The organism is uncultured Cellulomonas sp. (genome assembly GCF_963527515.1).
GTDB lineage: Bacteria > Actinomycetota > Actinomycetes > Actinomycetales > Cellulomonadaceae > Cellulomonas.
In genome coordinates this window covers 1-21295 of the sequence record NZ_CAURTV010000059.1, presented here as the reverse complement: position 1 = coordinate 21295, position 21295 = coordinate 1, and the positions used below count along the sequence as shown (strand labels likewise).

Annotated in this window: 21 protein-coding genes; 4 read left to right on the top strand and 17 right to left on the bottom strand. The window is 73.8% G+C overall.

Annotation, left to right across the window (positions count from 1 at the left end; genetic code table 11):
* Nucleotides 1–79: 79 nt before the first annotated feature.
* The 9 genes from RYN42_RS13415 to RYN42_RS13375 all read right to left on the bottom strand — a co-directional run bounded on the left by RYN42_RS13415 (nucleotide 80) and on the right by RYN42_RS13375 (nucleotide 10445).
* Entirely contained in the window at nucleotides 80–238 is a 159-nt protein-coding gene (locus tag RYN42_RS13415) for a DUF6760 family protein (RefSeq protein WP_315096895.1), read from the bottom strand.
* Nucleotides 235–690: a hypothetical protein gene (locus RYN42_RS13410; RefSeq protein WP_315096894.1), complete on the bottom strand. Its 456-nt coding sequence runs from the start codon at nucleotides 688–690 to the stop codon at nucleotides 235–237. Before RYN42_RS13410 ends, RYN42_RS13415 begins: the two co-directional genes overlap by 4 nt.
* The gene (locus RYN42_RS13405; protein WP_315096893.1) at nucleotides 690–1139 is read right to left on the bottom strand and encodes a phage tail protein; all 450 of its coding nucleotides are present in this window, start codon (nucleotides 1137–1139) and stop codon (nucleotides 690–692) included. The genes RYN42_RS13410 and RYN42_RS13405 overlap by 1 nt, the downstream gene beginning before the upstream one ends.
* A gap of 40 nt (nucleotides 1140–1179) precedes the next feature.
* On the bottom strand, nucleotides 1180–2745 hold the full coding sequence (locus RYN42_RS13400) for a phage tail sheath family protein (protein ID WP_315096891.1): 1566 nt from the start codon (nucleotides 2743–2745) through the stop codon (nucleotides 1180–1182).
* A gap of 131 nt (nucleotides 2746–2876) precedes the next feature.
* Entirely contained in the window at nucleotides 2877–3560 is a 684-nt protein-coding gene (locus tag RYN42_RS13395; RefSeq protein WP_315096889.1) for a DUF4157 domain-containing protein, read from the bottom strand.
* A 114-nt stretch (nucleotides 3561–3674) separates the two neighbouring features.
* Entirely contained in the window at nucleotides 3675–5723 is a 2049-nt protein-coding gene (locus RYN42_RS13390; protein ID WP_315096888.1) for an ATP-binding protein, read from the bottom strand.
* Nucleotides 5720–6379 carry a DUF4255 domain-containing protein gene (locus RYN42_RS13385; RefSeq protein ID WP_315096887.1) on the bottom strand — a complete coding sequence of 220 codons (660 nt, stop codon included), beginning with the start codon at nucleotides 6377–6379 and terminating at the stop codon, nucleotides 5720–5722. The genes RYN42_RS13390 and RYN42_RS13385 overlap by 4 nt, the downstream gene beginning before the upstream one ends.
* A 105-nt stretch (nucleotides 6380–6484) precedes the next feature.
* The gene (locus tag RYN42_RS13380; protein ID WP_315096885.1) at nucleotides 6485–9703 is read right to left on the bottom strand and encodes a hypothetical protein; all 3219 of its coding nucleotides are present in this window, start codon (nucleotides 9701–9703) and stop codon (nucleotides 6485–6487) included.
* A gap of 118 nt (nucleotides 9704–9821) precedes the next feature.
* Nucleotides 9822–10445 carry a response regulator transcription factor gene (locus tag RYN42_RS13375; RefSeq protein ID WP_315096883.1) on the bottom strand — a complete coding sequence of 208 codons (624 nt, stop codon included), beginning with the start codon at nucleotides 10443–10445 and terminating at the stop codon, nucleotides 9822–9824.
* A gap of 167 nt (nucleotides 10446–10612) precedes the next feature.
* Between RYN42_RS13375 and RYN42_RS13370 the strand changes: the two genes are divergently transcribed.
* The 4 genes from RYN42_RS13370 to RYN42_RS13355 all read left to right on the top strand — a co-directional run bounded on the left by RYN42_RS13370 (nucleotide 10613) and on the right by RYN42_RS13355 (nucleotide 15197).
* On the top strand, nucleotides 10613–11944 hold the full coding sequence (locus RYN42_RS13370) for a hypothetical protein (RefSeq protein WP_315096881.1): 1332 nt from the start codon (nucleotides 10613–10615) through the stop codon (nucleotides 11942–11944).
* Nucleotide 11945: 1 nt separating this feature from the next.
* Nucleotides 11946–12263 (top strand): PAAR domain-containing protein, encoded by a 318-nt coding sequence (locus RYN42_RS13365; RefSeq protein WP_315096879.1) that lies wholly within the window; start codon nucleotides 11946–11948, stop codon nucleotides 12261–12263.
* Nucleotides 12264–12410: 147 nt separating this feature from the next.
* The gene (locus RYN42_RS13360; RefSeq protein WP_315096877.1) at nucleotides 12411–14348 is read left to right on the top strand and encodes a hypothetical protein; all 1938 of its coding nucleotides are present in this window, start codon (nucleotides 12411–12413) and stop codon (nucleotides 14346–14348) included.
* Nucleotides 14349–14435: 87 nt separating this feature from the next.
* Nucleotides 14436–15197: a deoxyribonuclease IV gene (locus tag RYN42_RS13355; protein WP_315096875.1), complete on the top strand. Its 762-nt coding sequence runs from the start codon at nucleotides 14436–14438 to the stop codon at nucleotides 15195–15197.
* 6 nt (nucleotides 15198–15203) lie between these two features.
* Here RYN42_RS13355 and RYN42_RS13350 read toward each other — a convergent pair whose 3' ends face one another.
* From RYN42_RS13350 to RYN42_RS13315, 8 genes are all read right to left on the bottom strand, one after another.
* Complete coding sequence (locus RYN42_RS13350) at nucleotides 15204–16280, bottom strand: DNA polymerase IV (RefSeq protein WP_315096874.1); 1077 nt, start codon at nucleotides 16278–16280, stop codon at nucleotides 15204–15206.
* 2 nt (nucleotides 16281–16282) lie between these two features.
* Complete coding sequence (locus tag RYN42_RS13345) at nucleotides 16283–17098, bottom strand: endonuclease/exonuclease/phosphatase family protein (protein ID WP_315096872.1); 816 nt, start codon at nucleotides 17096–17098, stop codon at nucleotides 16283–16285.
* A gap of 20 nt (nucleotides 17099–17118) precedes the next feature.
* The gene (locus RYN42_RS13340; protein WP_315096870.1) at nucleotides 17119–17694 is read right to left on the bottom strand and encodes a type 1 glutamine amidotransferase domain-containing protein; all 576 of its coding nucleotides are present in this window, start codon (nucleotides 17692–17694) and stop codon (nucleotides 17119–17121) included.
* On the bottom strand, nucleotides 17691–18668 hold the full coding sequence (locus tag RYN42_RS13335) for a manganese catalase family protein (protein ID WP_315096867.1): 978 nt from the start codon (nucleotides 18666–18668) through the stop codon (nucleotides 17691–17693). Before RYN42_RS13335 ends, RYN42_RS13340 begins: the two co-directional genes overlap by 4 nt.
* A 94-nt stretch (nucleotides 18669–18762) precedes the next feature.
* Nucleotides 18763–19368: a DUF3618 domain-containing protein gene (locus RYN42_RS13330; protein ID WP_315096865.1), complete on the bottom strand. Its 606-nt coding sequence runs from the start codon at nucleotides 19366–19368 to the stop codon at nucleotides 18763–18765.
* Entirely contained in the window at nucleotides 19365–19775 is a 411-nt protein-coding gene (locus tag RYN42_RS13325) for a phage holin family protein (protein ID WP_315096863.1), read from the bottom strand. Before RYN42_RS13325 ends, RYN42_RS13330 begins: the two co-directional genes overlap by 4 nt.
* A complete protein-coding gene (locus tag RYN42_RS13320) occupies nucleotides 19772–20479 on the bottom strand; it encodes a hypothetical protein (RefSeq protein ID WP_315096860.1) in 708 nt (235 codons plus the stop codon). Before RYN42_RS13320 ends, RYN42_RS13325 begins: the two co-directional genes overlap by 4 nt.
* Before the next feature lie 278 nt (nucleotides 20480–20757).
* Nucleotides 20758–21295 (bottom strand): ANTAR domain-containing protein (locus RYN42_RS13315; protein ID WP_315096858.1); only part of this gene is annotated, 538 nt, incomplete at its 5' end.

Below are 21295 nucleotides of genomic sequence, written 5' to 3'. Positions count from 1 at the left end.
GGCCGGAGCCCCGGCGACGGTGCGCTGGACGACGGTCGGCCGCGCGGGCGGTCGCGCCCGCTGCCACGGCCAGCGCACGTCAGCGCTCCTCGGTCATCCGGCGGTTGATCGCCGCGATCTCCTGCACGTAGCGCAGTCGCTGCGGGTGCTCGAGGTCGAGGATCGCGTCGAGCGACCAGTGGAAGTGGTAGGCGACGTACGCGACCTCCTCGTGGATCCGTCCGGGCGCGTACGTCACGATTCCCCCAGGCGCCCACCGGAGATGTCGACGTCGAACCGGTGCGCGCAGGACGGGCACGTCACCGCGGCGTGCGTGTGGCCCTCCGCGTTGATGCGCCGGTAGAGGTCCTGCAGGAACGCCACGTCGGACGCGAACATGTTCTCCACCACGTTCGACGAGACGCCGGACAGCGAGCCGAGCGACGTGATCACCCGGCTGAGCAGCACCACGGTGGTGAACGCCGGGTTCTCCTGGACGCGCGCGTCGTACAGCGGGAGCAGCTCGTCACGCGCGGTGGCCAGGCGCATCGTCCCGTGCCGGTGCAGGACACCGTCGGCGTCGAGGTAGCCGCGGGGCAGATGGAAGTCGAACTCGGTGCGCAGCGCCTCGCGCCGACGTGGCCGGTCCACGGGTTCGTCGGCCGGCTCGACGTCCGGCTCGTCGAGCGCCACGGGCAGGGAGCGTCGCATCAGGCGAACTCCATCTCGTCCCAGCAGACCGTGAACGTCTCGGACAACGGCTCGGTGGACCCCGCCTTGAGGGTCCCGCCCAGCTCGACGTCCTTGACCCAGACGTTGCGGAAGTTCATCCGCTTGAGGATCTGGTTGTCCGAGGTGTAGATCGCCACCTCCGCCGTCTTGCGGGCGTCGGAGAGCTTGCCCTCGAACACCGCCTTGAGCCAGTCGGTCACGGTGGTGGAGTCCGTGAGCCCTCGCTTGACCTTGAACTCGCCGGCCTTCTGGCGGCCCATCATCTGGCGGGTGACGAACTTCCCGTCCTGGCCCTGCTGCTGGTAGGTCACCTTGTCGACCTCCGCCTTGAGGCCGCTGACCTCCATCACGTGCGGGATCTGGATGCCGTCGATCTTCACGCTGAACGCGTACGCGGTCGCGAGGTCGAAGGTGTCAGGGAGCGCCATCGGTCAGTCACCGTCCTGTCGTGTCGAGGGTGGTCGAGCCTCACTCGGCGGCGAGGCTCGTCCCGCCGGAGAACTGGGAGAGCTGGAAGATCACGAACTCGGCGGGCTTGACCGGCGCGACCCCGATGCGGCAGGTGACCTGACCGGCGTCGATGGCCTCGGCGGGGTTGGTCTCCCGGTCGCACTGGACGAAGAACGCCTCCTCCGGGCTCATCCCGAACAGCGCCCCCTTGCGCCACTCGTTGACCAGGAACGCGGAGATGGTCCGCCGGATCCGGGCCCACAGGGCGTCGTCGTTCGGCTCGAACACCACCCACTGGGTGCCGACCAGGATCGACTCCTCGAGGTAGTTGAACAGCCGGCGGACGTTCACGTAGCGCCAGGCCGGGTCGGACGACAGCGTGCGCGCGCCCCACACCCGCACGCCCCGGCCCGGGAAGGTGCGGATCGCGTTGATGCCGACGGGGTTGAGCAGGTTGTGCTCCGCGCGGGTGATCTGCGTGGCCAGGGTGATCGCCCCGCGGACGACCTCGTTGGCGGGCGCCTTGTGCACCCCGCGGGACTCGTCGCTGCGCGCCCAGATCCCGGCCACGTGGCCGGACGGCGGCACGAAGCGGTTGCTGCCGGTGGACGGGTCGAAGACCTTGACGTACGGCCAGTAGACGGTCGCGTACTTCGAGTCGTACCCCGCGCCGTCCACCCGCCAGTCCTTGACCTGCTGGGGGTTGAGGCCGGGCGGCGTGTCGAGGATCGCCATGCGGTCGCCCATGAGCTCGCAGTGCGCGATCATCGCGAGCTGCACCGCCTGGAACGTCTCCAGGTCGATGGCCCCCTGCTCGAGCGCGGCGACCAGGTCGGGGACGGCCACGATGGTGACCTCGTCGATCGCCTCGAGGCCGCTGAAGCCGGTGCGGTCGGCGGCGTCGCCGATGTAGTCGTCGGCGCCGAGGTCCTCCGTCGCGGGCGGCTCGGGCTCGGGTTCCGGCACCACGAGGTCCGCGGTGCCCTTGTCCGGCTTGGCCAGCGCGCTGCCCGAGGCCAGCTCCTCGATGGTGACGAGCTTGCTCAGCAGGTTGACCTTGGTGGCCACGTTGTCGTCGCCGCGCTTGGTGGTGACGTTGTCGTACGTCTCCGACTCCTTGCCGTCGACGTGGATGACGAGCTTGAACTGGTCCTCCGGCGGGTTTTCCCCGCCCGGGTCGGCGACCTCCACGCTGATCTTCTTCGACTTCGGTGCGCGCTCGGAGGCCTGGACGCGGTACGCGCCGACCACGGCCTGCGCCCCCGCGGGGAGCGCCCTCGGGGTGGCGCGCGTCCGGACCTGGTCCGGTGCCCGCTCGCCGTCCTGGCCGATCCGCACCACGTAGGCGTTGCTGCCGCCGTTGAGGAAGTAGCCGTACACGGAGTGAGCCAGGTACGAGCCGGGCAGGAAGTCCCCGAACACCTCGGAGTACTGGGTCCAGTTGGACACGAGCGTGGGTTGATTGAACGGACCCTTCGCGGCCATGCCGACGAACGCGGCGACCGAGGTCCCGACCCCTTCGATGGGTCGAGATCCCGCCTCCACCTCCTCGACGTAGACGCCGGGCGACAGGTAGGTCGGCATGTCCCCTCCTCGGGCACAGGGAGTAGATGGTCAGCGTGCGGCGGTGCGGGTGCGGTGCGTGAGGCCGGGGGGACGCCCGTCCGGGCGGGGCCGGTGCCCGATCGGGCGGTCGGCGCTGCCTGCGTCGCCGGTCAGGGTTCCTCGGGCACCTCCTCCTCCTCGGCCTCCTGGCGCTGCACGAAGGCGCCCTGGAGCTGGTCCTCCTCCTCGGGCGCCTCCTCGCGCTGCACCGCGGGAGCCGGTGCCGCCATCGCCTGCTCGGCGGTGGCGGCGGCGGCGGTCTCGAACCGGTCGGACGGGTCGGACACCTGCACGCCGGCGCCGGTGGGGGTGCCGTCGACCGGGCCCGAGCGTTGCTGGACCACGTGCGTGAGCTCGTGCGCGAGCGTGGTGCGACCCGCCGAGGACTCCGGGTCGTAGGCGTCGCGCTGGAACACGACGTCCCGGCCCACGGTGTACGCGTGCGCGCCCACAGAACGCGCGGAGTCGGAGGCCGCCGAGTCGGTGTGCACCCGCACGTCCCCGAAGTCGTGACCGAGCCGGCCCTCCATGTCCGCCCGGACGCCGGGTTCGAGCGGCCGCCCGCCGCCCGAGGAGAGCACGTCCAGGACGGGCGAGCGCTCCTCGTCGACGAGCCCCGCGGTGGACGCGTTGCCCGCGGTGCGCTGCAGGTACGTCAACCCGGAGCTGCCCAGCAGGTCGGGTCGCCCCGCGGCGAGCGCCTTGGCCACGGCCGGGCCGGTCTCGCGGTCGTCGACCCGGGTCGTCGAGGACCGCAGGCCCTCGGGCTGGTCCTGGTGGTCGTGGGTGTGCATCGTCGGCCCCTCTCCACGGTCGTCCCCGCCGACGCTGCCACCGCGGCACCGCGGGCGACCAGGTCGGAGCGGCCGACCGTCCGGGCACCGGCCGCTGCACGTTCGGGCACCTGCTCAGCGCAGGAGGTCCCAGTACGGACCGAACTCGCTCTCGAGCGTGAGCCGGCCCAGCTTGCGGTACTCCCGGTACACGGCCGCGACGAGGTGCCGCATCCGGACCGTCCCGCCGTCGTCCGCGGCGAGGTAGGCGGCCGTCACCGCGGCGGACCGGATCGCGCCGCCCGCCAGCTCGAACGCGTCCGCGCAGAACGTGAGGTCGAGGTCGTCGCCGCGCGGCACCCGGGTGCCCAGGCTGCGGTCCCAGAGCGCGGCGCGCTGGTCGGCGTCGGGCAGCGGGAAGTCGACGACGACGTCCAGCCGGCGGATGAACGCGTCGTCGATGTTGGCCCGCAGGTTGGTGGCCAGGACCACCAGCCCGTCGAACGTCTCCATGCGCTGCAGCAGGTACGCGCTCTCGATGTTGGCGTACCTGTCGTGGGCGTCCTTGACCTCGCTGCGCCGCCCGAACACCGCGTCAGCCTCGTCGAAGAGCAGCACGGCGTTGACGCCGGCCGCCCCGGCGAAGATCCGCTCGAGGTTCTTCTCCGTCTCCCCGATGTACTTGTCGACCACCGTCGCCAGGTCCACCACGTACAGCTCCAGGCCGAGGTCGCGCGCGACGACCTCGGCCGACATGGTCTTGCCGGTTCCGGAGTCCCCGGCGAAGAGGGCCGCGACGCCGTGCCCCCGACCGCCGCCGGGTCGCATCCGCCAGTCGCCGAGCACCTGCTCGCGGTGGCGCGCGCGGGTCGAGATCTCGCGCAGCGACCGGAGCACACCGGTCGGCAGCACCAGGTCCGGCCAGCCGACGGCGGGCTCGATCCGGCGTGCGAGCCGCTCCAGCTCCGAGCCGTTCTCCGCGCGTGCGCCCAGCCGGACGTGGTCGACGGTGAGCTCGCCGTCGAGGACGGCCTGCTGCCGGGCCGCCCGTGCCGCGCGCGTCACCTGCTCGGGCCGCAGCCGGAAGGGCGCGGTCGCCGCGGCGGTGTCGAGGAGGTGGTCACCGAGCGAGCGCTGCCACAGGTCGTTGCGTTCCGCCACGGTCGACGCGGGGACGTCGAGCAGCAGCGGCGGCCAGTCGCTCCAGGCCGGATCCCAGGTGCGACGCCCGACGACGAGCACCGGCACGTGCGCACCGAGCAGCGCCCGCAGCGCGCGGGGGAGCTCCACGAGGCCGTCGACGCCGCCCACGACCACGCCGGCCCCGGTCAGCTGCGCCTCCCGCACGGCGACGCGTACGGCCCCCAGCGGGTCGAGACTGCTCGCCAGGGAAGGTCCGTCCAGCACCACGGCGCCGCGACCGACCGCGTGCAGGGCGCGGACCGCGAGCACCTGACCGGAGCCCGTGGCCGGCTCGCGCAGGTAGACCAGCCGCGCACCTCCGCGCAGGGCGGCCGCGAGCCTGGTGGGGTCCCCCCACGGGACGTCGTCTGCGTCGAGGAGCACGCCGTCCAGCGCCGGGTCGGGGGAGTCGTCCCCGAGCAGATGGCCCACCACGCGGTCTGCCACCCGCAGCGGACGACCGGGCAGCGGCCGGTCCGGCTCCTCCAGCACCAGGAGGCCGGTGGAGACCAGCGGACCGTGCTCGAGCCGGTGCCTGCCGTGCGCGGACGCGAGCGGCACGCCGCAGAGCGCGAGCGCGACCGCGGCGGACGGTCGCCGCCGCGTCACGTCGTCGTTGAGGTAGCCGAACAGCTGCTCGAACCGGGAGTCCACCTCGCACGCCAGTGCCACCAGCAGCAGCTCGACGTCGAGCGGTTCGAGCCCGAAGTCCCGGGCGAGCGTGCGCAGCCGCAGACGCGCGCCGGCCGCCTCCGCCTCGTCGGCGGTGCGCTCGCAGGCCGCCGTCCGTGAGCCGACGGCGGCCGACAGCGGCTCGACGCCGGGCCCGGACAGCAGCCGGTCGACGGTCTCGTCGCTCAGGTACAGCCCGCGGAACGGGTCGTCGGGCTGCGGGTCGTCACTGCGGCGCCGGGCCACCAGCGTCCGCACCCGCTCCTCGACCGCCGCGAGCCGACCGAGCACGTGCGCGGTGCTGGGGTCCACGACGGTCTCGGTGGTCATCGACGGCTCCGGCTGCGGGTGCGCGCCGGGGGCGACGTCCGCGGAGCAGGTGGCTCGTGCCGGTGCACGCCCACGTCGGCCGCGCCGCCGTCGCGGTCGGACAGGTCGACCCATATGGTCTCCTGCACGGGCGGTCCCACCTCGGCGCTGACGCGGGTGAGCACCGGGACGTCGACCACCACGTCGATCGACGGCTTCAGCTCGCCGCCGAGCGCCGTCCACACGTCCGCGAAGCCCCGGTCCTCGGGTGGCGGCAGCCCGACGAACAGCGGCACGCGCGCCCCGGCCTGGGCGAGCACCTCGTCCAGCACGCGTTCGGGCAGGGCGTCGAAGCGCAGCAGGTGCCGCAGCACCCCGTCGAGCAACCGGTGCTCGTCCTCGGGCCGCTGCGTCCAGGCCGTCACCAGGTAGGACAGCCGGAAGTGCCGCGGCGGCTGGTACCGGGCCTCGACCTTGCCCTCGACGCGGTTCTCCAGCTGCCCGCGGGTGCGGCGGCGCAGGTCCTCGCGCAGGTCGTACAGGTACACGTCGACGGTCGGCGCGTTGCGCCGCGCCGCCCAGTCCTTGGTCGGCGCGTCCAGCACCACCTCGACGTCCGGGCTGTCCACCGCCTCGCGCACCAGCAGCCGCAGCGCCTCGTCGACCTCACCGATCATGCGGTCACCTCGACCTTCACGGACACCGTGGCGCGCGCGTCGGCGTCCCGCACGGGAGGGTGGCCAGCCGAAGAGGCACCGGCGCCGACCCGAAAGGGCACGGCGTCACTTCCGGAAGAGGAAGCTGGGAGCGGCCGCCGACGTCGGCACCACGAGCAGGTCCTGGTCCACCGGGGCGAACAGCGGGGTGGCCGACGTGCCGGCGGCCTCGAGCCGACGCGCCCCGAGCTGGGAGTCCTCGAGCAGGAGGAGCGATGACTGGACGATGCCGTCGTCGCGCACCGTGAACGGCCCCGGGCTGCCCGTCACACCTGGCGACCACCGCAGCGTCACGGGTTCCCCCGGCGGGAAGTGCTGGCCGGTGACGAACACCACGCCACCCGGCCGGACGACCGCGGGGGACAGGGACAGCTGCGGGCTGCGGACCTCGAGCCCGGCTGCTGCGGTGTCGTCGACCGGCTGCGGGTCAGGGCTCGTGGTGCTCACGGTCCCGGTCACCGTGCCGGCCAGCGGAGGCCCCTCGAACGGCGCCACCGCCTGCAACGTCGACGTCAGCACCAGGACCTCCCCGCCGTCCAGGAGGCCGAGCTCGCAGACGCCGCCGGCCCCGGTGCACGGGTCGGCACCGGCGGGGACCACCGCGCCGGGAAAGGTGGTCGTCAGCCGGACCGCGGCGGCGGGCAGGGTCCCGAGGTTGCGGACGGTCAGCGTGGCGGTGGCGGGAAGCCCGCCGACGAACACCACCGGGCGGTCGATGCTCACGGCGACGCTCACCCCGCCGGCCCGGCCGACCAGCACCTCGGCGCGGTTGTTGGTGACGACCCGCTCGGGCGTGGTGGTGGTCGCGATGCCGACGACGGGGGCCGCGGCCGCACCCGTCAGCTGGACGTCGACGGTGAGCTTCACGTCCTGGCCGGGCAGCAGGGGAGGGAGCGGGCACGTGATCTGCGCACCCGTCGACACGCATCCGGGGGGCGCGCCGGCGAGGGTGACCCCCGTCGGGAGCGCGAGGTCCACCGCACCCTCCTCGACCCTGCCCGGCCCGGCATTCGCCGCGACCGCGGTGAGCGAGGCGCTCGTGCCCGTCGGCGGGCCGGACACGAGCGTGAGGACGAGGTCGGTGTAGGGCTGGTACGCCGGCTCGGTCTCGGCGGCGAGGGTGTCGGTCACCCGTCGAGGCAGCGTCCCGTCGGGGGCGATCTCCCAGATGCCCCACTGCCGGGGGAGGTGCACCGGTCTGGCGGCGAGCGCGATGCGGCTGCCGTCCGGCGACCACGCCGGATGGTCCGCGTCGGTGAACAGCGACGCGGAGGGGAGCGCGGTGCCGTCGACGGCGAGTCCCGTGACCGGCACGACCGTCGTCGCCTCGACCTGGATGACGTCGGTGAGGGACGGGTCCGCGAGCGTGACCTGGGAGAGCTCTCCGGGGAGCCTGCTGCTCACCTCGTCCTGTCCCACCTGCAGGAGGCTCAGCGAGCTGACGGCGATCTGCGACCCGTCGGGCGACCACGCGGGGTGCCGTCCGTTGACCAGGTAGAGGAAGCTGCCGCAGACCGGGGTCGGGCACGTCACGCGGTAGGTGACCGGTCGCGACCCGCCGTCGTCGACGTCGACCACCCACAGCCCGGGGACGTGCTCGTTGTCGTACGGGGACGGCGAGTCCGTCCGGCGTTCCAGGACGAGGTGCCGTCCGTCCGGTGACCAGCTCGCAGCGGCCGTGCCGCGCTCCTGGCGCTCCCACGGCATCGGCGCCAGCGCGACCGCCTGCGGCGTCTCGGAACCGAGCGTGAGAACCATCACCTGCGGGTCGTCGCTCTCGTCTCCCGGTGTGTAGCGCGTGAAGGCGATGCGGCGACCGTCCGGAGACCACACCGGGTCGACGTCGACGTCGCGCGCGTTGCGCTCGTAGACCAGCGGGGTGACCTGCAGCGAGACGACGTCGACGACGTGCAGGGCCCACCCCCGCACGTCGTCCTCCGGGGTGTCGCCCGGGGTTACGACCTCGGCGGAGTGCACGAACCGGTCGCCGCTCGGGGAGTAGCTCGGTGAGGCGTCGCCGAGGGGCTCGGGCGGGCCTTCCACGGGAGCCGGTCGGACACTGCTCGCCACGACCCGTCGACCTGTCCCGTCGTCGGCGGCGACGTCGGCGACATCAGCGGTGCTGCCCGCCTCGGCCGTCAGGCGCGCCTCGCCGCGGCCGAGCCCGTCGTCGTCGCTCCACGTGGGGTGCGTCTCGGCGACGCCCGCGGTGTCGAGCACGCTGCGCTGGGTGATCAGGTACGGCCCACCCTCTCCGGAGCCGACGAAGCCGACCACGACGTCCCCCGCCGGGTCGCTGCCGGTCGTGGTGTAGGCGAGCGCGAGAGGGAACGCCGTGTCGGACGGGGTCGAGGGGAACGCGGGCTCGGACGACTCGAACCCCACCACCTGCTCCACCGGCGAGAGGGTCGAGAAGTCCGGCGCGAACGGCCCGGTCGGGCTCGTGCCGCTGAGCTCCGTCCAGGCGATCGACCCCGCGCCCCCGAAGCGCGCGGTCGTGAACGCGACCAGCACGGTCGGGGGGTTGCTGCTCGGCTCGTCGGGCAGCGGCGAGACGGTCGGCTGCACGTCGGCGCCGGGCGCGCTGCTGATCCGCACCGGGGCGTCGTCCGGCCGGTCGGCATCGGCCGCGAACAGGTCGCCGAGCGGGTCGCCGGCAGCGCCCACGTCCGCTGAACGGGTGCTGGAGAAGACGAGCCAGCTCGAGTCGGCGATCCACGCCGGCCACAGGTCGGCGCCGGCGTCGGGCGCGACCGTGACCGCAGACCCTCCGGCGCACGCGTCCTCGCCGGACGCGGGGATCGGAGCGACGACGATGTCCCAGCTCCCGGACGCATCCGTGGCGTACGCGACGCGGTCACCGGCCGCGGACACCCGGGGACTGCGCTCGCGGGCGCCGTCGCACGTGATGCGGACGGTCCGTTCGTCGTCCGAGCCGGCGCCGACCCGGACATGGACGTCGCCGCCGCCGGTGGGCTCGGCCCGGTCGCTGACGAAGGCTGTGTACGTCCCGGCCGGCGTCACCGTCGCGGTGGGCTGCCCGTCGTAGCCCCCGCTCGCCTCGAGCGCGCTCGGCTCGCCTACCCCCAGCCCCTCCTCGCTCGAGACCAGGTCGACGGAGCGGATGCTCGCGCCCGACGTGGTGAAGGCGAGCCGGGGAACGGAGGCGACGGGCGTCGGGAGCGCACCCGGCACGCGCGCCGCGCCGCTGCCCGGGCTGACGGCAGCCCCCAGGAGGACGGCGACGAGCGCCGTCACCACCACCCCCGCCCGCGCACGCAGCACGGCCAGCCCCCTCCCACGCGCGTGTCCTGGCGCCGACGCTCTCGCGTGCTCGCGACGCCCGGCAGGCGGACCCGGTCCGGCGATCAGGCACGCGCGCCTGCCCGAACGGGCAGTGACGTCAGATGAGCCCCTCGCGCAGCGCGTACGCCACGGCGTGCGACCGGTTGCGCAGCTGCAGGCGCGTGGTCACGTCGTGCAGCACGTTCTTGACCGTGCGCTCGGAGTAGGCCAGGTGGTGGGCGATCTCGGAGGTGTCGAACCCGTCGGCGACCAGCTTGAGCACCTCGATCTCCCGCGTGGCCAGGCCCGTGAACGTCAGCCCGCGCGGGCGCAGCACCTGGCGCTGCAGCGTGCCGACCTGGTCGAGCAGCCGACCCAGCAGGTCCGGCGGGACGCTGCCCTCGCCGGTCGCCGCACCGCAGATCACCCGCACCAACCGGTCCGGCGTCGCCTCGCTGCGCCGCACCAGACCGAGCACGCCGGCCTCGACGGCGGTCACCACGTCGCCGTCCTCCAGGCGACCCGCCACCAGCACCGCCTGGCTGGGGCTCTGCCGGCGCACCATCCGCACCAGGCGCAGCGCGTCGTCGTCGACCGCGTCGGCCACCACCACCGCCACCTGCGAGGACGCTGCCTCGTCGGCCGGCAGCACCCGCACCTCCGGCCTCGGCCGCAGGGCGCTGACCACGCCCGCCTCGGAGATCGGGTCCCGGGCGCTCACCCACACCGCTACGCGTTCCATGTCCTTCTCCTGCCCCCTGAGGCACCCCTTCGCGGGTCCCTGCCCGGACAGCATGCGCGGCCGCACTGATCGTGCAGTCAACATCGACTCAACGGGCACCCGGCCTGCCCCCGCGGTCGTGCGGGCGGCCGTTCCACAGCGGGAGGCCCACCCCTAGCGTCCGCAGCATGACGACCACGGCGAAGCTGGACTCGGCGCGGGTGGAGCTCAGCCCCGGCACCGAGGCGGTGGTGCCCCTGCACATCCGCAACACCGGGGACCTGGTGGAGGGCTACCAGATCGAGGTGCTCGGCGCGCCCGCGGCCTGGACGACGGTCGAGCCGGCCGTGATCGAAGGCCTCTACCCGGGGACGTCGACCACGGCGACCGTGCGGTTCTCGCCGCCGCGCTCGTGGAGCGTGCCGGCCGGTCAGCTCGACTTCGGCGTCCGGGTGGTGCCGTTCGAGCACGTGAACGAGGCCGTGACGCCCGAGGGCGTGGTCGAGGTGCTGCCCTTCCTCGACACGACCGCCGAGCTGCTCCCGCGCACGTCGCACGGCCGCGGCGGCGCCAAGCACCAGGTCGCCCTGGACAACCGCGGGAACGTGCCCGTGACCGTCTCCCTGTCGGCGGCGGCCGACTCCGGGGTGCTCGACTTCCGGGTCCGGCCGCAGATCATCACCGTCCCGCCCGGGAACGCGTCGTTCGCGGACGTCCGGGTCCGGCCGGAGAAGCGGCTCTGGCGCGGCCAGGACGTGACGATGCCGTTCACCGTCACGGCGGCCGCCGAGAACACGACGCCGGTGCTGCTCGACGGCGCGCACGTGCAGACCGCGACGATCCCGCGCTGGTTCCTCAAGGCGCTGCTCGCCCTCCTCGTCCTGCTCGCGCTGCTCGTCCTCGCGTGGTTCACCGTCCTCAAGCCGGCCGTCGAGTCCGCCGCGACGTCGTCCGTCGCCGACGAGGTCGCGGAGGCCCAGGCCGCGGCCGAGGAGGCGCAGGAGGCCGCCGCCGCCGCACAGCAGTCGTCCGCCGGAGCCGGCCAGTCGGCCGCTGCCGCGCAGCAGCAGGTGGCCGAGATGGAGGAGCTGACGCAGAACTTCCTGCCGCCCACGGAGATCCTGGCGCCCACCATGCAGCGGATGACCGTGCAGACCGGCCCGTCCACGTCGTTCGTCTCCGCCGACGCGTTCGTCGTCCCTGCGGGGTCCACCCTGCGCCTGACGGACCTGGTGCTCAACAACCCGCAGGGCGACTTCGGCCGGCTCGTCCTGGCGCACACGCCGGCGGGCGCGTCCGACGAGGTGGTCCTGTTCGACGTGGCGCTGGAGAACTTCCGGGACAACGACTTCCACTTCCAGACGCCGATCGTGCTGCCCGAGGGCTCGGAGCTGACCATGTCCGTGCTGTGCCGCCAGCCCGGCACCCCGCAGAACCTCACCCCCGCCCCCGCGGAGTGCGACGACGCCCTGGTGTTCAGCGGCACCCTGGCCACGCCGGCCCCCGCCCCGGTCCCCTGACGTGCCCACCGGACCCGCGCTGCGTGTCGGCGACGTGGCGCTCTGCCCGCTGATGGACGGGCCGAAGCCGCACGTCGGCGGCCCGATCACCCCGGCGGCAGCGGTGCCGACCGTCCTCATCGGCGGTCAGCCTGCCGCCGTGGCCAACGCGGTGCCGGGTTCCATCCCGTGCGTCTCGCCGGCGCCGAACGGCATCGCGGCCGGCTCGGTGACGGTGCTGATCGGGGGGTACCCCGCCGCACGGCTGGCCGACCAGAGCTTGCACGGCACGCCCGTGGCGCCCGGGCCTGGCTGTCCCACGGTGATCATCGGCGGCTGACCGCGGCACGTGCCCGATGGGGCAGGACGGGCCGTCGGCACTTCCCGCCCGTGGCCGACTGCGGTACGAACAGAGTGCCTCGTATCTGCGACCGGGGCGGCTGACTCTTGTCCGGTGAGCGGCGCGGCACGACGAGCGGGGGAGCTGATGGCCGATCGCATCTGCACCGTCTGCGGGGCGTCGAACCCGCCGACGGCGTCCTTCTGCCGCGTCTGCGACACCTACATCGACTGGTCGGGCCCGGGGGAGGCCCCGACGTCCACCGGCGGGCATGCGCCGACGGCCGGACCGACGCCGACACCGGCGACGTCTCCCGGTCCCACGACCGCGGGCACCCGTGTCGAGGACGCCCCCGCCCCGCGGAGCGAGCCGCGCGCCGAGGCCCCCGTGGCGACGATAGAGGAGGGCACCGTCGTGGTCGCCCGGGACGCACCGGGCACCACCAGGATCACCCTGAAGAACGCCTCGGACATCGTGGACGGCCTCGTCGTGCACCCTCTCGCTGCGCCGGCGTGGCTCGTCGTGACCCACGAGGACGCCAACCTGATGCCCGGCGAGTCCCGCACGGTCGTCGTGACCATGGCGGCCCGGCAGGACGCCGTGGTCGTCGCGCAGCAGCTCACCCTCGAGCTCGTGGTGCGCTCGTCCGTCGACCCGACCAAGCTGACCCAGGTCTCGGTCGGCCTCGTCGTGCCGCCGGTCGGACCGCCCCCGACCCTGACCCCTCGCCCCGCCGTCGTCCACCTCCAGGACGCGACGGAGGGCACGTTCACGCTGGCGTTCGACAACCGCGCGGCCAACTTCCCGCGCCGGTACGCCCTGTCGGTGCACGACCCCGAGGACGTCGTGCGGGCGCGGTTCCTGCCGCCCGTGGTCGACGTCCCCGCGGGGGGGACCGTGGAGGCGACCGTCCACCTCAGCGCGCCCGCCCCGGCACCGGGGCGCGAGGCCACCCGCCAGGTCACGGTCACCGGCACGGCGCAGGACGCCCCGGTGAGCGCCACCGTGACGCTGGTGCAGCGCACGTCCGCCGCGCCGGAGCGGGTGCCGGTGGTCCTGCGGCTCGAGCCCAGCCACCTGCGGTCCGACGACGGGCAGACGGTCGCGTTCGACGTGCTGATCGACAACCGCGCGGGGCACCTCGGCGCTGCCGTCGCGCTCAGCGGCCGGGACCCGCAGCGCCTCGTCGCGTTCGCGTTCGGGGAGGACCGGCTGGTCGTCCCGGCCGGCCGGGTCACCACGGTCCGGGCGCGTGCCCGCACCACGAGCCCGCCGCCGGGGACCGTGCAGTCCCGGCCCTTCTCGGTGGTCGCCAACGACGGGGCGGGGGAGGTGGAGGCCGCCGGCGTGATCGAGGTCTCCGCGCAGGCCGCGCCGATCACCACGGCTGCGCTGCGCGTGGACCCGCAGGTCCTGGCCACCGTGCAGCAGCGCGGCACGTTCATGGTCCACGTCGACAACCGCGCGGGGGCGGGCACGCTGCAGGTGCAGCTCACGGGCGCTGACGAGTTCGGCCGGGCCCGGCTCACGTTCACCCCACCGACCGTCGTGGTGCCGGCCGGGCAGGTCGGCTTCGCGCGGCTCGAGGTGGACAGCGAGCGGCCGCCCGGCGGCACGACCTCCTCGCGGCGGCTGCGGGTCACGGCGAGCGACGGGCGGAGCGCGGTCGAGACGGAGGCCGTCCTCACGCAGACCACGCCGGACCGCCGCCCGGTGGCCAAGCGCTGGCTGGTGGTGCTCGGCGCGCTCCTGGCGATGGCGGGCGCCCTGCTGCCGTGGATGGGGGCGATGATCGACCCGAACAGCATCGTGGCGGCCGCGACGAGCGCCGCCGAGGGTGACGTGTCGGCGTTCGCGCTCACGGCGACCGCCGCCTCGACGGTCCTGGTCCTCCTGCTCTCGCTGCTCATGCTCCTCGGGCTCAACGGGTCCTCCGGGCGGGCCATCCGGTTCGCGGCGCTCCTCATGGTGCTCGTCGCGGTGGCGGCGGGGGTGCTGGGCGCGCCTGCCACCGGGATCCTGGTCGTGCTCCTCGGTGCCGTCCTCGGGTTCGTCGGCGGGGTGCTCGCCCGCGCCACGCGGTAACGCCCGGACCGGCGTCGGCAGGCACGCCCCGCGATAATGCTCGTGCGGCCCGCCGGACGGCGCCGTCCAGAGCTGAGGGAGAACGACGTGGTCCTGATCGGTGCCCATGTGCGCGGCGACGACCCCGTGGCGACCGCCGCCGAGCTCGACGCGCAGTGCGTCCAGCTGTTCCTGGCCGACCCGCAGGGGTGGAAGAAGCCCGTGCCGCGCGACGACGCGGACGTGCTCGTGGCGTCGGGGCTGGGCATCTACGCGCACGCGCCGTACCTGGTCAACGTCGCGTCGACCAACAACCGGATCCGCATCCCGAGCCGCACCATGGTCGCGCAGCACGCCGCGGCCGCGGCCGGCCTCGGCGCGCGCGGGCTCGTGGTGCACGGTGGTCACGTGGGGGACGGCGACGACATCGCGGTCGGCATCGAGAACTGGCGCAAGACGTTCGAGCGGGCCACGTTCCCGGTGCGGGTCCTGGTGGAGAACACGGCGGGCGGCGACAACGCGTGCGCACGGAGCCTCGACCGGATCGCGCTGCTCTGGGACGCCATCGGCGAGTACGACGTCGGCCTGTGCCTGGACACCTGCCACGCGTGGGCCGCGGGTGAGGACCTCGAGACGCTGGTGGAACGCGTGCTCGCCGTCACCGGGCGGATCGACCTGGTGCACGCCAACAGCTCCCGTGACCCCCAGGGCTCCGCGCGGGACCGGCACGCGAGCTTCGCGACGGGGACGATCCCGCCCGAGCTGATCGCGCACGTCGTGCGGGAGGCCGGCTGCGACGCGCTGGTGGAGACGCCGGCAGAGCGCCAGGGAGAGGACATCGCGTTCCTGCGGGCGGCCCTCGCCGGCTGAGCGCGGTCAGATCCGGCCGCGCACCGGGGTCCGGTCGCCCGGGTCGGCGTCGTCCGGCATGGCCATCTCGGCCCGGACCCCGAGCAGCCGGACCTCGCGGTCCTCTATCGACTCGGCGAGCGCCATCGCCGCGGCGACGACGGTGGCCGCGTCCGTGGTGGCCTCCGACAGCTTGCGGCTCATGCTCGTGGTGACGAACGGCGCGTAGCGCACCTTGAGCGCGACGCGCACGACGTGCCGGCCGTCCTGCGCGACGTCCTCGACCACACCGAGCGCGAGCGTGCGGACGGCGTCGCGCACCTGGTCGGGCGTCGTGAGGTTCTGCTGGAACGTCGTCTCGCGGCTGTGCCCGCGCGGCACCCAGGGGCGGTCGTCGACCGTGACCGGTCCGAGCCCCTGGCCCAGCTCGTGGTACCAGACGCCCATCCTCGGCCCGAACTCGGCGACGAGCGCCTCCGCGGGCGCGGCGGCCAGCTCGCGCACGGTCGTGACGCCCAGCGCTGCGAGCCGGCGGGACACCTTCGTCCCGACACCCCACAGGTCGATGGTGGGCCGGTCGCCCATCACCTCGAACCAGTTCTGCGCGGTGAGCCGGAAGACGCCCGCCGGCTTGCCGTGCTCGGTCGCAATCTTGGCGCGGACCTTGTTGTCGCCGATGCCGACCGAGCAGTGCAGCCGCGTGGCGGCCAGGACCGCCTCCTGCGCCCGGCGTGCCAGCCCCTCGGGGTCGTCCGTCTCGGCGCCGAGAAACGCCTCGTCCCACCCGAGCACCTCGACGACGGCGCCCAGCGAGCGCAGCGCGGACATCACGCGCTCGGAGACCGCCTCGTACTCCGGGGCGTCCACGGGCAGGAACACCCCGTCGGGCAGCTTGCGCGCCGCGACCCGCAGCGGCATGCCGGAGTGCACGCCGAAGGCCCTCGCCTCGTAGGACGCGGTCGAGACGACGCCCCGCTCGCTCGGGTCGCCACGGCCGCCCACGACGACCGGCCTGCCCGCGAGCTCCGGGCGGCGCAGCACCTCCACCGCCGCGACGAACTGGTCGAGGTCGACGTGCAGCACCCAGGCGGTCGGCTGACCCATCCTCAGAGTGTGCCGGTCCGGTCCGCCTGTGCGTACTCGTCGAGGTCGCTCACGGTCGCGAAGTGGTCCGACGGGAACGTGCCGTTGACGGGCTGCGTGCCGGCCAGCGTGCTGCCGGACGCGAGGATCGGCTGCCCGGGCCGGCCCGGACGGGCGAAGGCGTAGTCGATGCGCCGGTCGATCTGGCGGACGGCCTCCAGCGGGGCGTGCGGCGTCGTCGAGCTCAGGGTGACGGCGTCCTCGTCGCCCCCGCCGGCGGTCCACAGGTCTGTCGCCACCGAGTCGAGGAGGGCGATCTCCGGGGTGCCCGGCCGCGCGTTGAGGTCGCCGAGGAGGACCACCGGCAGGTCGCCGTCGAAGGCGGGGTCGGCCATGAGGACCGCCAGCTCCTTCATCTGTGCGAGGTGGTCGTCGCGGAGCTCGATCTGCCACTGCGTGCACGCGACGATCACGTGCAACGGTCCGCGGGGGTGGTCCACCGTGGCGACCAGGGCGGTCGGCGGCTCCCCGTGCACCGCCGGCAGCCGGTGCCCGCGCGCCTCCAGCACCGGCCACCGGCTGACCAGGCCGACGCCGATGTCGACGCCGACCTGGTCCGGTGTCTCGGGCTCCTCAGGCAGCGGGGGGATGCTGCTCGACTGGAACAGCCCGTACCCACCGGTCCGGGTCGCGAGCGAGTCCGCCTGGCTGCCGTCAGCCGAGCTCCACGACTCCTGCAGGCCCAGCAGGTCGGGTCCGACCCGGCCCACCACGTCGTGGATGCCGACCTCGCGCGCCGCCCAGCTGCGACCGAACCGCCACCAGACGTTCCAGCTCATGACGCGCACGGCGGATCACCTCACCCCACGCGGTCGTGGCTGGCGGCGAGCGCCTTCTCGACGGCGGGCACGAAGTCGTCCAGGTCCCCGGGGTTCCGCGAGGTGACCAGGGTGAACCCGCCCCCCTCGTCGACGGACACGGACTGGTCCACCCAGGTGGCACCCGCGTTGCGCAGGTCCGTCTGCAGCGACGGGTAGGACGTCACGGTCCGACCGTCGACGACCCCGGCTTCCACCAACGCCCACGGCCCGTGGCAGATGGCGGCGATCGGCCGCCCGGAGGACGCGAACGCCCGGACGGTGTCGACCGCGCCGCTCTCCAGCCGCAGCGAGTCGGCGTTCACGGTCCCGCCGGGGATCAGCAGCAGGTCGAAGTCGGATCCTGCCTCACCGAACGTCGTGTCCGGCCGGACGGTCCGGCCGGGGTCCTTGTCGCCGACGAGGGTCTGGATCGGGTCGGTGGACGCGGCCGCCACCACGACGGTCGCGCCGCGCTCGCGCAGGCGCTCCACCGGGACGATGAGCTCGTCCTGCTCGACGCCGTAGTTGGTGACCAGCACCTGGACCCGGTACCCGCTGAGCGTGGTCTCGCTCATGGCGCCTTCCCCTCCGTGCCCCCTGGAGGGACCGGACCGTACAGCGGCTGGACCTCGGCCATCTCGAGGTCCGCGGTGGCCTGGATGAGGGCCAGCAGGTCGGTGTCCAGACCGGGGGAGAACTCCTCGAACCGCTCCTCGGCGATCGTGATCGGCACGCCCGCGGGTGCCTGCTCGCTGGCGTCCAGCTGTGTGCCGTCCTTCGAGGGCGACATGCCCTGGAAGATCCGGCCCGCCTCGGAGGCGGCCGTCAGGTCGAAGCTGTACTGCTTGCTCTGCAGGCCGAGGTCGAGCAGCTTCTTCACCTCGGGGAACTTCTCCGCGTTCGTCTTGGGGATCGGCAGCACCGACGCCCAGTTGACGCCGAGCGTCTCCAGCGCGCGCGCGTACGCGTTCTCGTGCGCCTGGTCGCGCACGATCAGGTACGCGATGGTCGAGCGGGCCGTCTTGTTCGAGGTCATCTCGTAGATCCGGCACTTCTGCAGCCGGCCGGTCGACTCGAGCATCAGGTTGTAGAGCAGGTCGAGAACCAGGTTGCCGGAGTTGTACACGTACGAGCCGGACCACGGGTTGCCCGCGGCGTCCACGGGCAGAGCCCCCTGGGCGGCCACGAGGTAGTGGTGGATGTTGCTCTGGTCCAGGGCGGTCTCCAGCGGGGTCGCACCGCCGGCACCGGGCGTGTCGAGAGGGTCGGTCTTCTTGCCGTTGTAGCGCGGAGACCCGTCGAGCAGCCGGGCGATCGTCGTGCCGATGAGCTCGACGTGGCTGATCTCCTCGGTGCCGATGCCCTGCAGCAGGTCGCGGTAGGGCTTCCCCGACGGGCCGCGGAAGTTGATGCTCTGGAACAGGTACTGCATCATCGTGCGCATCTCACCGAACTGGCCCCCGAGCCCCTCCTGCAGGGCGTTGGCTGCGCCAGGGTCCGGCTCGTCGGGCACGATCTCGTTGATCAGGCGCTGGACGTGCAGGTACATGGGAGCTCCTTCGTCGTGGGTCCGTGCGGGAGTAGGGGTGGCGCCGGGACCGGCGCGCGGCAGGGCACGACGCTGTGCCCCGCCGCGCGGGGTCCTAGTAGCGCGGCTGGTCGCCGTCGGCGGCGTGTGCGCCCTTGACCGCGTCGGTGGCGTCGCCGGCGTCCGTGCGCAGGTCAGCCGCCGCGGACCGACCCTCGTCCCGCAGGCTCGAACCGGCCTCGGAGGCCCGGTCCTTCACCGCGGCCGCGGCCTCCTGCGCCGGCTCGCGCAGGTTGTCGGCCATACCCTGGGCGGCCTCCTTGGCCTCCTGCACCAGGGGCGCCGCCTTGTCCTTGGCGGACTGCGCCAGCTGCTGCTCCTGGCGGGTGCTGGGCAGCAGCGACGAGACGAGCCACCCGGCGCCGAAGGCGACCAGGCCGGCGGCCAGCGGGTTGCCGCGGGCCCGGTCCTTCGCCGCCTGCGGCAGCCCGGCGGCGGACTCGCTCAGCGACGACGCGGCGGAGCTCGCCGAGTCGGCACCGTCGGCCACCCCGCCCATCACCTTGTCCTTGACGCCCGACACGGCGGAGCGGACCTTGTCGGCCTGCCGCTGGGCGACCTGCGTGGGGCTCACCTTGTCGGTGAGGGCGTCGACGTCCGAGCTCAGCTCGGCGCGCGTGCGCTCGATGTCTTCGCGGATCTGGTCCGGGTCCGTGCTCATGAGTTCTTCTCCTCGTGACCTTGCAGAGCGTTGGGGATCTTCTTGACGGAGTCGGTCGTCTGGGGCAGACCGGAGACGCGCTTGGTCTCGGCCCGGCCGCGTGCGGCCAGCACGGCAGCGACGATCGCCCAGATCACGGCGACGATCACCGCCGACCAGGCCCAGGAGTCCATCGCGTCACCGAGCGCCCACCACAGGGCGATCGACAGGAACAGCAGGACCATGTGCCCGGCGACGGCGGCGCCGCCGAACATGGATCCGCTCTTGGCGGCGGCCTTCGCGGACTGGCGGACCTCCGCCTTGGCCAGCTCCACCTCTTGACGCAGCAGCGTGGAGATGTCGCGCGTGACCTCGCCCAGCAGCTCACCGACGGACTGGCGCGAGGGCGCATCCAGCGGCTCGGTCATGGCTGGTTCCAGGTGGTCGTGGCGGGCGTGGTGGGTGTGACGGGCGTGCTCGGAACGGGCGTCGCGAGGTCGTCCGTGAACCGCGGGCTGTCCTCCACCACACCCGAGTACACCGGGGTCTGCACCGGCAGCTGCTCGGTGGTCGCGACGCGGGCGGGGATCGTGTTCTGCCGCGTGGTGGGCGGTGCGTCCTTCAGCCCGCGGGTCAGGCGTCCGAGTGCCATGCCCGCCCCGGCGGCGACCAGGAGGAACGTGCCCGGCCGGCGCCGCGCGAAGCTGCGGACCTCGTCGAGCACCTCGTCCGGTCCGTGGCTCTCCAGCCACCGACCGAGGGAGTCGACCCGGTCGCCGACCTCACGCACGATGTCGGTGGCCAGGTTCTGCTCCGAGGTGGTGGAGGCCATCTGCGAGAGCTGGCCGCCGACCGAGGTGAGGCCGCCGGCGAGACGGCTCTGCTGGGTCCCGGCCTGGCCAGCCACCTCGGTCCGGGCCTGCGACCACAGGTCGCCGAGCTGGCGTCGCGCCTCCTGGGTGACCGCCGCGGCCTCGCCCTTCGCCTCGCCGAGCAGGTGCCCGCCGGCGTCGGTGGCCTTCTCCTTGAGGTTGCCGGCCTGCTCCTTGGCGGCGTCCGCCGTGCTCGTCCCGGTGGCCGTGCCCGTCCCGCCCTCCGGGCGGGGATAGCTGCTGGTGTAGTCGTCAGTCATGGTCTCGTCTCGTCTCGGGTGGTCGGACGGTGCACCGAGGACCCGACCGGGAGGTCAGGCAGGGCTGTGGTCCGAGGGGGCGACGGAGCGCGGGCCTTCTGCCGCGCGATCGTCTGCATGGGAGCGGTCAGAGCCGTGCACGCACCTGTGCGGCGTACGGCTGTCCCATGTCCGGCGACGCTGCTGTGCCGGGCGACGGTGCCGACCGGGATGACCGGATCAGCACTTCGGACGCTAAGCCGGAAGCACGCGGTCCGCCACCCGAGCGCTCGGTGTGGTCAGCCGAAGGACGCGAGCTCGTGGCTCTCGTAGGGCGGGCTGCCCGTCACGGCCTCGACCACGACGGCGGCGACCTCGCGCAGCGTGACCTGCCGGTGCCGGGAGGCGCTGCGCAGGATGGCCAGCGCCTCCGACGCGGTGCAGCGGTTCTCCGCCATGACCACGCCGATGGCCCGGTCGATCGCGGCGCGCGAGACGAGCGCCGCCTGCAGCGCGGAGCTCATCTCGACCTGGTCGGTGCTGCGCAGGCAGAGCTCGACCGCCCGCGCGACCTCGTCGGCGTACATGTCGGCGACCGCGATCGCGGCGGCGTCCCACGCGTCCCGGTCCGCGGCGTAGAGGTTCAGGGCGACGTGCACCCCGGGCCGGACCTGGCGGGGCAGCGCGGCCGCGGACCGGAACTCGTGGGCGAGCGCGGCGACCCGCCACGCGGGCCACCGTGCCTCGCGCTCGATGTCGGGGACGTGCACGGTCGCGCCGCTGGCGAGCGCGGTGAGGCACGGTCCGCCCCCGGCCTCGTCCTGCACGTCCTCGCAC